Origin of the sequence: Pseudactinotalea sp., from assembly GCF_048594945.1 — a bacterium.
In the GTDB taxonomy this organism is placed as follows: domain Bacteria; phylum Actinomycetota; class Actinomycetes; order Actinomycetales; family Beutenbergiaceae; genus Pseudactinotalea.
Genome location: NZ_JBMDXJ010000259.1, coordinates 1 through 13,282, shown reverse-complemented (window position 1 = coordinate 13,282; position 13,282 = coordinate 1). Strand labels below are relative to the sequence as shown.

At 72.0% G+C, this 13,282-nt stretch carries 11 protein-coding genes and 1 riboswitch; of the genes, 6 read left to right on the top strand and 5 right to left on the bottom strand.

Features of this window, described 5'->3' with window-relative positions:
• Window positions 1-706, top strand: a 706-nt coding sequence (gene sucD, locus ACOJSN_RS11300; protein WP_420112599.1) for a succinate--CoA ligase subunit alpha, incomplete at its 5' end; no start/stop codon positions are given.
• Window positions 707-771: 65 nt separating this feature from the next.
• Window positions 772-2,007, top strand: a complete 1,236-nt coding sequence (locus ACOJSN_RS11295; protein WP_420112598.1) for a DUF6350 family protein — start codon at window positions 772-774, stop codon at window positions 2,005-2,007.
• Here ACOJSN_RS11295 and ACOJSN_RS11290 read toward each other — a convergent pair.
• Entirely contained in the window at window positions 2,004-2,498 is a 495-nt protein-coding gene (locus tag ACOJSN_RS11290) for a hypothetical protein (RefSeq protein WP_420112597.1), read from the bottom strand. The two genes, ACOJSN_RS11295 and ACOJSN_RS11290, sit on opposite strands and share 4 nt — an antisense overlap.
• A gap of 100 nt (window positions 2,499-2,598) precedes the next feature.
• Here ACOJSN_RS11290 and purN point away from each other — a divergent pair, with 100 nt between their 5' ends.
• The gene (purN, locus tag ACOJSN_RS11285; protein WP_420112596.1) at window positions 2,599-3,207 is read left to right on the top strand and encodes a phosphoribosylglycinamide formyltransferase; all 609 of its coding nucleotides are present in this window, start codon (window positions 2,599-2,601) and stop codon (window positions 3,205-3,207) included.
• Between the two features lie 8 nt (window positions 3,208-3,215).
• Window positions 3,216-3,306: riboswitch (ZMP/ZTP riboswitch) on the top strand.
• 30 nt (window positions 3,307-3,336) lie between these two features.
• Complete coding sequence (gene purH / locus ACOJSN_RS11280) at window positions 3,337-4,899, top strand: bifunctional phosphoribosylaminoimidazolecarboxamide formyltransferase/IMP cyclohydrolase (protein WP_420112595.1); 1,563 nt, start codon at window positions 3,337-3,339, stop codon at window positions 4,897-4,899.
• A 3-nt stretch (window positions 4,900-4,902) separates the two neighbouring features.
• Here purH and ACOJSN_RS11275 read toward each other — a convergent pair whose 3' ends face one another.
• Window positions 4,903-6,129, bottom strand: coding sequence for an NAD(P)/FAD-dependent oxidoreductase (locus ACOJSN_RS11275; RefSeq protein ID WP_420112594.1), 1,227 nt, complete (start codon window positions 6,127-6,129; stop codon window positions 4,903-4,905).
• A gap of 30 nt (window positions 6,130-6,159) precedes the next feature.
• On the opposite strand from ACOJSN_RS11275, the gene ACOJSN_RS11270 reads away from it, so the two are divergent.
• A complete protein-coding gene (locus tag ACOJSN_RS11270) occupies window positions 6,160-6,465 on the top strand; it encodes a DUF3017 domain-containing protein (RefSeq protein WP_420112593.1) in 306 nt (101 codons plus the stop codon).
• Here ACOJSN_RS11270 and ACOJSN_RS11265 read toward each other — a convergent pair.
• A complete protein-coding gene (locus tag ACOJSN_RS11265) occupies window positions 6,437-9,001 on the bottom strand; it encodes a glycosyl hydrolase (protein WP_420112592.1) in 2,565 nt (854 codons plus the stop codon). The two genes, ACOJSN_RS11270 and ACOJSN_RS11265, sit on opposite strands and share 29 nt — an antisense overlap.
• An 81-nt stretch (window positions 9,002-9,082) precedes the next feature.
• Here ACOJSN_RS11265 and ACOJSN_RS11260 point away from each other — a divergent pair, with 81 nt between their 5' ends.
• Window positions 9,083-9,709: an HAD family hydrolase gene (locus tag ACOJSN_RS11260; protein WP_420112591.1), complete on the top strand. Its 627-nt coding sequence runs from the start codon at window positions 9,083-9,085 to the stop codon at window positions 9,707-9,709.
• A 4-nt stretch (window positions 9,710-9,713) separates the two neighbouring features.
• On the opposite strand, the gene ACOJSN_RS11255 is transcribed toward ACOJSN_RS11260, so the two are convergent.
• A complete protein-coding gene (locus ACOJSN_RS11255) occupies window positions 9,714-10,757 on the bottom strand; it encodes an aquaporin (RefSeq protein WP_420112590.1) in 1,044 nt (347 codons plus the stop codon).
• 150 nt (window positions 10,758-10,907) lie between these two features.
• Window positions 10,908-13,127, bottom strand: a complete 2,220-nt coding sequence (locus ACOJSN_RS11250) for an NADP-dependent isocitrate dehydrogenase (protein WP_420112589.1) — start codon at window positions 13,125-13,127, stop codon at window positions 10,908-10,910.
• Between the last annotated feature and the right edge of the window lie 155 nt (window positions 13,128-13,282).

Below are 13,282 nucleotides of genomic sequence, written 5' to 3'. Positions count from 1 at the left end.
CGGCACGGTCAAGGAGGCGATGGCCGAGACCGGCGCGGATGTCTCGGTGCTGTTCGTGCCGCCGGCCTTCACCAAGGACGCCGCGATCGAGGCGATCGACGCGGAGATGCCGCTGATCGTCGTCATCACCGAGGGCGTCCCCGTGCAGGACTCCGCCGAGGTGTTCGCGTACCTGCAGGGCAAGAAGACCCGCATGATCGGCCCGAACTGCCCCGGCATCATCACGCCGGAGGAGTCGCTCGCCGGCATCACCCCGCACACCATCACCGGCAAGGGTCCGATCGGCCTGGTGTCGAAGTCGGGCACGCTGACCTACCAGATGATGTACGAGCTGAAGGACCTCGGGTTCTCGACCGCCATCGGCATCGGCGGCGACCCGGTCATCGGCACCACGCACATCGACGCCCTCGAGGCCTTCGAGCAGGACCCCGAGACCGAGGTCATCGTGATGATCGGCGAGATCGGCGGCGACGCCGAAGAGCGCGCCGCGGCCTACATCCAGGCCAACGTGACCAAGCCGGTGGTCGGCTACGTGGCAGGCTTCACCGCACCGGAGGGCAAGACGATGGGTCACGCCGGCGCGATCGTGTCCGGCTCCGCCGGCACTGCGCAGGCGAAGAAGGAAGCGCTCGAGGCCGCCGGCGTCAAGGTCGGCGAGACCCCGAGCGCCACCGCTGAGCTCGTCCGCGAGATCCTGCAGGGCTGAGCCGAAGCGCGGGGCGTCGGTGTGTCGGCGCCCTGATCGCGGCGTGAGCGCCGACGATGGTGGAGATGCCCACCACCATGCCGCCGACGATCCCGCCGCGCGTCGTCGACCACGAGGAGACGCGGGCGACCTCCCGCACCTCCTGGCGGCCGCCCGCGCAGACGCTGCGCGGTGCGCTCGCGGGAGCTGAGGCGGCGATCGGGTCCTGGCTCGTGATCGCCGTGATCGCGATCGCTGCCTACATCGCCACGGCGGCAGCGCCGGAACTCGGATCCGCCGGGTGGATCGAGGCCGCCAGCGCGGGTTCGGCGATCTGGCTGCTCGGTCACGGCGGGGCGCTGGCGTTCGACGGTGCAGCGATCACGCTCGTGCCGGTGGGCGTGACGGTGATCGCGGTCGGCGGCGTGGCGGCGTCGATGCGTCGCGTGCGCCCCAGCAGCTGGTGGCCGGTGGGTGCGGCCGTGCTCGCGTACACAGCGCTCGCGCTCGGCTTCGCCGTGCTGGCCGGGACACCTGGATCATGGCGAGGCGTGCTCGGTGCGCCTGTGGTGGCCGCGATCGGGTGTCTGGTCGCTATGCGCGGGCGGCTCCCCGCCGACCTCGCCGGCCCGCTCCGGCGCCTCCCGGAGTCGGTGCGCGCGGGCATCGGTGCGGGCGCCCGTGGGGCGGCCGTGATGCTCGCGCTGGGTGCCGCATTGGTGATCGCTGCTCTGGCGCTCGGCTTCTCCCACGTGATGGACCTCCATCGCGCCCTGGTGCCCGACGGCGTCTCGAGCGTGATCATCGTCCTCGCCCAGATCCTGTTGTTCCCCACCCTCGCCCTGTGGGGGGTGGGATTCCTGACCGGGCCGGGCTTCGCCGTCGGGCAGGGAACCTCGTTCAGCCCGACCGGAATCGAACCCGGGCCGCTGCCCGTGGTGCCTGTGCTCGGCGCGCTCCCGGAGCCCGACAGCCCGGCCGGATCGGCCGGTTTCATCCTGGTGATCGGCGTGCTGGTCGGTGCGCTCGCAGGGCTCTGGCTGCGCCGCCGCCACCCGCTCTCGCTCGCCCACACGGCGATCGCCGTGGGAGTCGGCGCCCTGACGGCGGCGCTCATGGTCGGCGCGCTCGTCGCCCTGTCCTCGGGCTCGGTCGGGCCGGGCCGGATGGCGGAGGTCGGGCCGGACGCGGTGGCGGTTGCCGTTGCCGTGGCCTGGCAGCTGGCGCTGGGCCTGGCCATCACGGCGCTGCTGCTGCATCCCGAGGCTCGGGTGCTCGCCGGGAAGGCGCGCGAGAAAGTCGCGGCCCTGCGCGACAACTAGCCCAACGAGACCGAGCGGGCCTCGTCCCACTCGCGCTGGCAACGCTCCTGCGCGGCGATCGTGACGGCTTGCTCGCGACATTCCTGGTACGCGACCTGCTCGTCCCAGAACATGGTGAGCTGCGTCGTCGTGCCCATCGTCGTGAGCATGGTGAGCATCAGGCCACCGATGAGCATGGGGGCTAGCAGACCGGGCCACCGTAGCTTGCGGACCCGGATCAGCGTGCGCACACCGTGCACGAGCGCACCGACGCCCACGAGCGGCGCGAGCAGCGTCCAGGGGATCGGCAGGTTCCCGGCCAGTAGCGCACCCATCATCATCAGACCGAAGACCAACGTGCCCGACGTGACCGATCGTGCCTGCTCGGGTGTGAGCTCCGGTGGTGGCTCCGGCGCGCGCTGCTGCGGCCGCTGCTGCCAGCCTCGAGGCGGTGGCTTCCGCTCGGGAGGGCGCGGCTTGTTCGGGTCCGGCGGTGCGTACGGGTTGCTCACGAGGGTCTGTCGTCGACTCGGCTGGCTTGAGAGGTTGATTCTTTCACGGTCCGCCGCCGCCGGACACCAGCGGTCGGGCAGGTCAGTAGGGTGGGGGACCGTGCCGAACCCGACCCGCGCTGTCGTCCTGATCTCCGGTGGCGGCAGCAACCTCGCCGCCCTGCTCGATGCCGCCCGCGATCCCGGGTACGGGGTCGAGATCGTCGCCGTCGGGGCGGATCGTGACTGCACCGGGCTCGCGCTGGCAGCGCAGGCGGGGGTGCCGACGTTCATGGAGCGCGTCAAGGACCACCCCAGTCGAGAGGCGTGGGACTCCGAGCTCACCGCCCAGGTCGCCGCGCACCAGCCCGATCTCGTGATCAGCGCGGGTTTCCTCAAGCTCGCGGGCGAGGCGTTCCTGGGTGAGTTCGGGGGCAGGTACCTCAACACGCACAACGCTCTGCTGCCCGCCTTCCCCGGCATCCACGGGCCCCGCGACGCGCTCGAGTACGGGGTCAAGATCACCGGTGCCACGCTGTTCGTGGTCGACGCCGGGATCGACACCGGCGTGATCGTCGCCCAGGTCGCGGTGCCGGTCCTCGACGGCGATGACGTCGACGCGCTCACCGAGCGCATCAAGGTCGCCGAGCGCGACCAGCTCGTGGAGTGGGTCGGACGGCTGGGCCGCGAGGGGTTCCGCGTCGAGGGACGCAGGGTGGTCCTCGGCTAGCATGGTGCCCGTCCGATCGTGACTGGCGTCGAGGTGGAGCACCACCTGGGAGCGGTCGGAGGCTCTGCCTGACGCGCACCGATCGCCTGGGTGCGCACGGTGACCGCACCCGAACCAGGAGAGCCCTCCATGACTGACGTCGTCCCCATCCGCCGCGCACTGATCTCCGTCTACGACAAGACCGGGCTCGAGGAGCTCGCCCGGGCGCTCCACGCCGCCGGGGTCTCCATCGTGTCGACCGGCTCGACGGCGTCCCGCATCTCGGGCGCCGGGGTGCCTGTCACGCCCGTGGAGGAGCTCACCGGGTTCCCCGAGTGCCTCGACGGGCGGGTCAAGACGCTGCACCCGCGCGTGCACGCCGGCATCCTCGCCGACCGGCGACTGCCCGATCACGTGCAGCAGCTGCAGGACCTCGAGGTCGAGCCGTTCGACCTCGTGATCGTCAACCTCTACCCGTTCACGGCCACGGTGGCCTCCGGCGCGTCGCAGGACGAGTGCGTCGAGCAGATCGACATCGGCGGGCCGTCGATGGTGCGGGCGGCAGCGAAGAACCACCCGAGCGTGGCCGTGGTCGTGGACCCGGCCCGATACTCCGGTGTGATCGAGGCGGTGCAGCGCGGCGGCTTCACCCTCGCCGAGCGCACCGCGCTCGCGGCCGAGGCGTTCCGGCACACCGCGAGCTACGACGTCGCGGTGGCGAGCTGGCTCGGCGGCGTCGTCGAGCCCGACGAGGCCCTGCCCAGCTGGACCGGCACGACCGGGGTGCGCTCCGCCGTCCTGCGCTACGGGGAGAACCCGCACCAGCAAGCGGCGCTGTACGCCGATGCGTCAGGTGGCGGGCTCGCCGCCGCGCGGCAGCTGCACGGCAAGGAGATGAGCTACAACAACTACGTGGACGCCGATGCCGCCTGGCGTGCCGCGCACGACCACGGCGAGCAGCCCACGGTCGCGATCATCAAGCATGCGAACCCGTGCGGGATCGCGGTGGGGTCCTCGATCGCGCAGGCCCACGCGCGGGCCCACGCGTGCGATCCGGTCTCCGCGTTCGGTGGCGTGATCGCCACCAACGGGACCGTGGACGAGGCCACGGCGAACCAGATCAAGGACGTCTTCACCGAGGTGGTCGTCGCGCCGGGCTTCACGCCCGAGGCGGTTGAGATCCTCACGCAGAAGAAGAACATCCGCCTGCTCGAGGTGGCGTCGCCGCCGAGCAACGCCGTCGAGCAGCGACAGATCTCCGGCGGTCTGCTGGTGCAGCAGGTCGACCGTGTCGACGCACCTGGCGACGACCCTGCCAGCTGGACCCTCGCCGCGGGCGAGGCGGCGGACGAAGCCACGTTGGCCGACCTCGCCTTCGCGTGGAGGTCGGTGCGGGCAGTGAAGTCGAACGCGATCCTGCTCGCGCACGGCGGCGCTTCGGTGGGCATCGGGATGGGGCAGGTCAACCGGGTCGACTCGTGCGGTCTCGCGGTCGAGCGGGCGAACGGGCACGGCGACGAGCGGGCGCGGGGCGCCGTCGCTGCCTCCGACGCGTTCTTCCCGTTCGCCGACGGCCCGCAGATCCTCATCGACGCGGGCGTCCGCGCGATCGTGCAGCCGGGAGGTTCGGTGCGCGATGCCGAGGTCATCGAGGCCGCCCAGGCCGCCGGTGTCACGCTCTACCTCACCGGCACCCGCCACTTCTTCCACTGATCGCTAGAGGGTGGCGGCGCGGAGCGGGGTGGCCGGGTCGGCGGCGAGGGTGAGGTCGAGGCGCGGCAAGCTCTCGCCACGCAGGAGCTTGCGCACCGCGGCCACCTCGCGCGGGAGATCGACGACGACGGCGCCCACCAAGGCCTGCCCACTCACGTGGAGCTCGGTCCAACCGTGTTCGGCGCGCCGGAGCACGCGTTGCGCGCCCGGCTCGTCGTCGCGGACCAGCCGTCCGATCACCTCCAGGTGGTGACCGAGCTGGTCGGAGAACACCTCCGGGGCGGCCTCGGTGAGCGGGAGTGGGTGCCCGAGCATGTCTGCAGCAGCCAGAGCCGGGTCGCGCAGCGCCGCGAACCAGTGCCCTCCAGGAACGGGGCCGAAGTGCAGCGTCGAGCGCAGCGCCACGTCGCCGACTGCCCAGATCCCGGCGGTGTCGGTTCGCCCGCTGCGGGAGGTTGCCACGTGGCCGGAGGCGAGCAGCGGCACCGCGCTGTCGAGCCACGCGGTCGCGGGGCGCACGCCCACCGCGGAGAGCACCACGTCACCCGTGACCGTGCTGCCGTCGTCGAGCCTCACCTCACCGCCGGTCACGTCGGTGACCACCACGTCGGTGCGTAGCTCCACGCCGGCCGTGGCGTACCACTCCCGGGTCCGCTCGCCCGCGACGTCCCCGAGCTGCCGCCACAGCGGAGCCGACCCGGCCTCCAGCACCGTGACGCGCAGGCCCGCACCGGCCGCGACGCCCGCGACCTCGGCACCGATCCACCCGGCACCGATGATCACCACGTGGCGACCGGGCCGGACCTGCGCTCGCAGGTGCTCGGCGTCGGCGGCGTCGTGCAGGGCGACCGCATCGGGCCACGGGCGCACCGGCACGGACCCGGTCGCCGCGACCACGGCATCGGCGACCAGCTCGCCGGCGTCGGTGGACACCACCAGCTCTGAGCCGACCCGGCGCAGCCCGGTCGCGGTGCGTCCCAGGTGCACGGCATCGGCCAGCGCGGCGTGGTTGTGATCGAGGTCCTCCGCGAGCCACAGCGGTTCGACGCGTGAGAGCAGCTCCTTCGACAACGGCGGCCGGTCGTAGGCCGGCGTCGGCTCGGCGCCGACCCAGGTGAGCTGGCCCGAGAAGCCCTGGCCGCGCAGCTCCGCGAGCGTCCGCAGGCCCGCCAGGCCACCTCCCACCACGGCGACTCGGGACGGGACAGGATGCGGCACGGCTGCGGTCACGTCGCCAACGTATCTCGGGACACTAGGCTCATGCCCGTGCCACCCGACGACCCGCCCCCGGTGAAGCCCGTGCACCGGACCCGCATCATGATGTGGCTGGCGATGCTCGCGGTCGTCGCGACCGTGGCGGTCTCGGTGACGCTGGGCGTGCGGGTCGCTCTGCTGCTGCTCGCGGCCGTGCTGCTCGCGTTCGCGATCGTGCGAGCCGTGAGCCCGGCGCCCGGGCCGTACGGCATCGCGGTCAGATCCCGTGCTTTCGACGTGACGCTGATGGTCGCGGGCGCGCTGCTGATCGCGATCGTCACGCTCACGCTTCCGCCGTCGAACCTCGGCTGAGCTCCACCGCCGGCACCGCGAGCAGCCCCGACGCCACGCCGTCGAGCGCCTTGCCGAGCTCCTGCAGCACGAACCGCCGGCCGTACCTGGCCTCGGTCCGCTCGACCAGCGCGCTGATCTCGCCGTCGTGGGCGAGGGCGTTGGCAGCCGTGTTGTGCACCGTGATCTCGATCGTGTTCGCGCCGGGTCGCACCGCTTCGCTCACGTCGATGCGGTACGGCGGCGCCACCACGGCACCGCAGTCCAGCCCGTTCACCCGCACCAGCGCGACCTCGCCGACAGGGCCACGCACCGCCGCCCGATAGGCCGGTCCCACCATGCCGCGCTGCGGGCTGCGGCCATCGCCGAGCGACGTCACCGGCCCGAGATCGAGCACGGCCGAACTCGCCCCCGGGAGCTCCGCCGTCGTCGAGTACGTCGCGCTCCCGGAGTATCCCGCCCGCCCCGGCTGGTCCTCCCACCGGTGCGGCAGCGTCACCGGCTCGCTGGCCTCGTCCGCGAACGCGACCCGCCATCCGTCGGTCAACGACACCGTCTCGCTGCCCGCAGCCTCGACGGACATGGTCTCCATCTCGGCGCCGCTCACCAGGATCGTCGCCTCGTACGGCGAGAGCCCGACGGCGGCCGGTCCCGTCCCGGAGGCCGTCACCTCGGCGGTGCTCGGGTGCCAGCGCTGCCACGGACCCTCGACGTCCACGGTCACCTGCTGGGGTGTCGAGGCCGTGTTCGCCAGCACGCGTACCTCCAGGTCGCCCACGCGCCGGTGCACGAGCCCGATCTCGCTCTCCGCCTCACCGAACGGCGCAGCCGCGACGAGTCGCAGGACAGACCCGAGCTCCGCCGTCGAGATGGCGCGAGACCCGGTGGGCGAGACCGAGGAGTCGATCATCAGCACGGTCGAACCCGATCGGGCGGCCGCCTCGAGCCACTCCCGTGTGGCCGAGGGGAGCGTGCGCGTGCTCGGCACGATCACCACGGCCGGCGGCTCGGGGGCAGCATGGGTGAGCACGTCGTCGTCGAACAGCCGGTAGTCGAGGCCGCTGCGGCGGATCGGGCCGAGCACGTCGGAGGTGATCGTGCGGTTCGCCTCGCGCCAGACATCGAGCGAGCCGCCGATGCCGGTCGCCGACTGCGCGAGCAGGTCCTCGGTCGGCACGTACACGGCCACGTCCGCGACGCCCGATCCCTGCTGCAGCAGCCAGCTCAACCGGCTCAGGTGCGCCGTGACGGCAGGCATGGCCGGCCACCACGGGTTGCGGTCGTCGAGGCAGCCGGCGGCGTAGAAGAACCAGCCGAGCCCGGGGGCACCACTGGGGGAGTACGGCCAGCCGTGCCCGATCAACAGCGTCACCCCGTTGAGCAGGTGCTCGTGCGCCTCGGCCAGCAGGTCCAGCGGGGTGGCGCGGAACGAGGGCGAGTGCACCCAGGTCCATGCCTCGCAGGAGACCACGTCGCGGCCGTAGTGATGCGCCGCTGAGGACGCCCACCGGGTCGCCGTCAGCTCGGTCCAGCCCCATCCCTCGCCCTCGAAGGCGTCAGCGAAGCGGTAGCTGCTCAGCGTGGCCGGCGGGGTGCCGTAGCCCTGGATCCGGAACGGCACGCCACAACCCGCCGCCCACGCCTGCACCACGGCCACGAACCGCTCCTCGTACAGGTCCACCAGAGTGCGGTGGTAATCGGCGCGCAGCCGGTGGGCCTGATCGCCGTGCGCTTGCAGCAGCCGCGGCAGCTCGGGCAGCAACGGGTAGCCGCGGCGGGCCGCGAACTCTGCAGCCAGGTCCGGGGTCCAGTCAGCGTGGTAGACCTCGAGGCTGTCGCAGAACACCGAGCCGAGCAGCTCGGCGGGCACGGCGTCGAGCATCGGATCCGCCACCGCGCGCAGGTGCGCCTGGGTGGCGGCGGCGCTGTAGTGGTCAAGCACCGGCCCCTCGGCGCCCACGGCCGCGCGCTTGACCTGCTGACCGGTCAGGCGGGACCACGCCACCAGCACGTGGCGGGTGCCGGAGCCGTCGGGCACGGTGACCTGCCAGGAGTCGCCGACCGGCTGCACGTCGAGCTGCACGGTGTGCGAGACGGGCTCCTGCGCCGATCCCGGAGCGAGGTAGGCGGCCACGAGCTCGTCACCCGGGAACGGCGCCGACACGGCGAGCTCGTGGGCGCCGAGGCCGATCTCGCGGCGGTCCCACTGCAGCCCGCGTGCCGCGAGGTCAGGGGTGATGTGCGGCCCGCCGTAGGACCAGCCGCTGCCGATCGTCAGGTCGAACCGCAACCCGAGCTCGCGCGCCCGCTCGGCCGCCCACCGCAGATCGGCGAGCAGCTCGGGGGAGCCGAACGTCGTGGTCGCCTCCTCCAGCGGGTAGACGAACGCAACCTCCACACCGCCCAGCCCTGCCGCTGCCATCGTGGTCAGCTCACGATCCAGCTCGGTGCGCTCGACCGCAGGTCCGAACCACCACCATCGCATCATCGGCGCGTTCTCCGGGTGGTCCGCGCGCAGCGCGTCCCGGAGCTGGTCGGCAGTGACGTTCTGGCTCACCCCTGCGATCCTTCCCGACGGCGGGGCTCACCGGGAATCTCTTGTCACCTGTTGTTGTGGGGCGGGGGTAGCGTGACGCCGGTGCGCACCATCATCTGGGACCTCGGTGGAACCCTGATCGACACCTACCCGGACGTGGATCGCGCGCTCGCGCGCGCCGCGTTCGGTGACCAGGCGCAGAGTCGCGTGGCGGAGGTCGCCGCACTCACCCGCGTCTCCAGCGGGCACGCGATCGAGGCGCTCGCGGTGCGGACTGGGGTGCCCGAGGAGGAGTTGAGCGCCGCCTACGACGGCGTCAAGGACTACTGGCAGCACACACCCGCGCCGGTGATGGCGGGAGCCCAGGAGGTGATGGCCGCGATCCGGGCGGCCGGTGGACTCAACCTCGTGGCCACCCACCGCGACCGCAGCAGCGCCGAACAGCTGATCACCGCCACCGGCCTCGCGGTCGACGACATGGTCTGTGCCCCCGACGGCCACCCCCGCAAGCCCTCACCTGCGCTGATCGAGGCGTTGCTGCAGCGCCACCACCTGCAGCCCACCGACGTCCTCGTGGTGGGCGACCGGCCCGTGGACCTCGAGGCCGGGCGTGCGGCCGGCGTCGACGGCGCGCTGCTCGTCACACCCGGCATCCCGCTGGACGCCGGCGCTGCCCGCCGGATCGGCGACCTCCGCGAGCTGCTGCCGCTGGTCTCCGATCCGGCGTAGCCGCTCAGGCCTTCGGCCGCTCCTCGTTCTTGTCGGTGTCCTCGTCGTCCGAGGACTCCTCCGGCTCCTCGACCTCGGCCTGGAGATCGGCGAGCTCGATGTCGGCCGGGTCGGGTGCTGTTGCGACGGCGGGGGCCGGCTCCGGAGCGATCTCGCTCTCCGCCCCCTCGCCGTCCTCGTCCTCGTCCTCCTCGTCGTCATCCCAGTCGTCGTCCTCGTCGTCCCACGCCTCAGCGGGCGCGGTACTGCGATCGACCATGAGCGCGATCAGCCCGGCGATCACACCGCCGAGCAGCGGCGCCAGCCAGAACAGCCACAGCTGCTGCACGGCCCACGGCTCCGCGAACAGCGCGGTGCCGGTGGCACGGGCAGGGTTGATGGCAGCGTTGGTGACCTGCGCGGCGACGAGGATCGTGACCGTCAGCGTCGCGCCGATCGCGAGCGGTGCCGCGGGGTTCGGGCGACGCGTGACCGCGAGCACCACACCCACGAGAACCGCGGTGGCGACGGCCTCGACGATCAGGGCCTGCGCCGTCGAGAACGTCACAGCACCGCCGGAGAGCGAGGCGATCGGGGAGTGGTCCCCGAAGCCGTTCGCGGTCCCACTGATGAAGGCGCGGACGTCGGTCATGCCGAGCCCCTCGGGGAGCGTGGGCGGCGTGATCACGCGCAGCAGACCGCCCGCTGCGACCGCGCCGAGGGTCTGCGCCACGATGTAGGGCACCAGGTCGGCCCAGCTCAGCCGACCTGCGATCGCGGCGCCGAGGCTGACCGCCGGGTTGAGGTGCGCGCCCGACAGTGACCCGAACGCCACCACCATCGCGATCAGTGCCAGGCCGCCGGCGAGCGCGACGTGCAGCGCGGTCGCACCTTGGGTGCCGAGTGCCCCGAACGCTGCGACCACGATGATCGCCGTCACCAGCACGAACGTGCCGAACAGCTCCGCGGCCACCCGGGGGAGCAGCGACGGCTCCGGTGCCGGTTCGTCGAACACGTCGGGGTCGAGCTCTGCCTGCTGCGGCTGCGCGGACAGCGGTTGCGCCGTCATGGGAATCCTCTGCTCGGGTGTGGGTGCCGCCGAGCATCCTTGCATCCCCACCTGGGTGCCCGCTGAAGGTGACCATGTCTTCTCACGGCGAGAGCCGCCGTCGGGCATGATTCCCGACGGCGGCTCTCGAGTGCGTGAGGCCTCCTCGCCTCAGGCGAGGGTGGCGAGGATCCCGTTCAGCGTGCCGGACGGGCGCATCACCGTGTCCACCTTCGCGGGGTCGGTGCGGTAGTAGCCGCCGATGTCGGTGGGCGACCCCTGGACGGCGAGGAGCTCGGCGGCGATCGTCTGCTCGTTCGTGGACAGCTGCTCGGCCACCGGGCCGAACAGGGCGGCGAGCTCGGCGTCCGCGGTCTGCTGCGCCAGTTCCTGCGCCCAGTACAGCGCGAGGTAGAAGTGGCTGCCGCGGTTGTCGATGCCGCCCACGCGGCGCGCCGGCGACTTGTTCTCGCCCAGGAACGTGCCGGTGGCGCGGTCGAGGGTGTCGGCGAGCACCTGGGCGCGCGGGTTGTCGGTGCTCTGGGCGAGGTGCTCCAGGCTGACGGCCAGCGCGAGGAACTCGCCCAGGCTGTCCCATCGCAGGTAGTTCTCCTTGACGAGCTGCTGCACGTGCTTGGGGGCTGAGCCGCCGGCACCCGTCTCGAACAGGCCGCCGCCGTTCATCAACGGCACGACCGAGAGCATCTTGGCGCTGGTGCCGAGCTCGAGGATCGGGAACAGGTCGGTCAGGTAGTCACGGAGCACGTTGCCGGTGACCGAGATCGTGTCCTCGCCGCGGCGGATGCGCTCGAGCGAGAAGGCGATGGCCTCGACCGGGGCCTTGATCTCGATCTGGAGGCCGTCCAGGTCGTGCTCTCCGAGGTAGTCGTTGACCTTGGCGATGAGGTTGGCGTCGTGCGCGCGCGCCTCGTCGAGCCAGAACACCGCGGGGGCGCCGGTCGCGCGGGCGCGGGTGACGGCGAGCTTGACCCAGTCGCGGATCGGAGCGTCCTTGGTCTGGCAGGCGCGCCAGATGTCGCTGGTGCGGACCGCGTGCTCGAGCAGGGTGGTGCCGGCCGAGTCGAGGACCCGGACCACGCCGTCGGCGGCGATCTCGAAGGTCTTGTCGTGGCTGCCGTACTCCTCGGCCTTCTGCGCCATCAGCCCGACGTTCGGGACCGAGCCCATCGTCGTCGGGTCGTAGGCACCGTTGGCCCGGCAGTCGTCGATGACGACCTGGTAGATGCCCGCGTAGGAGGAGTCGGGAAGCACCGCGAGGGTGTCCGCCTCCTCGCCGTCCGGGCCCCACATGTGGCCCGAGGTGCGGATCATCGCCGGCATCGAGGCGTCCACGATCACGTCGCTCGGCACGTGCAGGTTGGTGATGCCGTGATCGGAGTCGACCATCGCGAGCTCGGGGCCGTCCGCGAGACCCTGCTGGATCGCGGCGGTGATCTCCTCGCCCTGCGGGTGCTCCGCGAGGCCGGCGAGGATCGCGCCGAGACCATCGTTGGGGGACAGGCCCGCCTCCGCCAGCACGGCGCCGTAGGTCTCGAACACCTGCGGCAGGAAGGCCCGGACGGCGTGACCGAAGATGATCGGGTCGCTGACCTTCATCATCGTGGCCTTGAGGTGCACCGAGAACAGCACACCGTCGCTCTTGGCGCGCTGCACCTGCTCGGCGAGGAAGGCCTGCAGGGCTGCGGCGTCCATGACCGAGGCGTCGACGACCTCGCCGGCCAGGACCGGGATCGATTCCTTGAGCACGGTCACGCTGCCGTCGGAGGCGGTGTGCTCCACGCGCAGGGTGTCGTCCTGGCCGAGCACCACGGACTTCTCGTTCGAGGCGAAGTCGTGCGCGCCCATCGTGGCGACGTTGGTCTGGGAGTCGGCGGTCCACGCACCCATCGAGTGCGGGTGGCTGCGGGCGTAGGCCTTGACCGAAGCGGGGGCGCGACGGTCGGAGTTGCCCTCGCGCAGCACCGGGTTGACGGCGGAGCCCTTGACCGCGTCATAGGCCGCCTTGACTGCGCGGTCGGTCTCGGTGACGGCCTCCTCCGGGTAGTTCGGAAGCGCGTACCCGAGCGCCTGCAGCTCGGCGATCGCCGCCTTGAGCTGGGGGACCGAGGCCGAGATGTTCGGCAGCTTGATGATGTTCGCCTCGGGCGTCTGGGCGAGGGCGCCGAGCTCAGCGAGCGCGTCCGGGGTCTGCTGCTCGGGCGTGAGCGCCTCCGGGAACGCGGCCAGGATGCGGCCGGCGAGGGAGATGTCGCGGGTCTCGACCTCGACCCCCGCCTGGTGGGTGAAGCTCTTGATGATCGGCAGCAGGGACGCCGTCGCCAGCGCCGGTGCCTCGTCGGTGTACGTATAGATGATCGTCGATTCAGGCACCTGTGCTCCGTTTCGTGGTTCTCGTTGACGTCTCGATATCAAGATATCGGTGACTGCCGGCGGATACCTCCCATCCTGCCGTGCGAAAGGTCACTCCCCTATCCCCCCCCCCCCCCCCCCCGCCCCCCCCCACCGCGGTCGAGGTAAAGCGAGAC

Coding starts and splice junctions, on each gene's coding strand:
- ACOJSN_RS11295 (WP_420112598.1), top strand. CDS start 772: ATGCCCACCACCATGCCGCCGACGATCCCGCCGCGCGTCGTCGACCAC.
- purH (WP_420112595.1), top strand. CDS start 3,337: ATGACTGACGTCGTCCCCATCCGCCGCGCACTGATCTCCGTCTACGAC.
- ACOJSN_RS11270 (WP_420112593.1), top strand. CDS start 6,160: ATGCCCGTGCCACCCGACGACCCGCCCCCGGTGAAGCCCGTGCACCGG.
- ACOJSN_RS11255 (WP_420112590.1), bottom strand. CDS start 10,757: ATGACGGCGCAACCGCTGTCCGCGCAGCCGCAGCAGGCAGAGCTCGAC.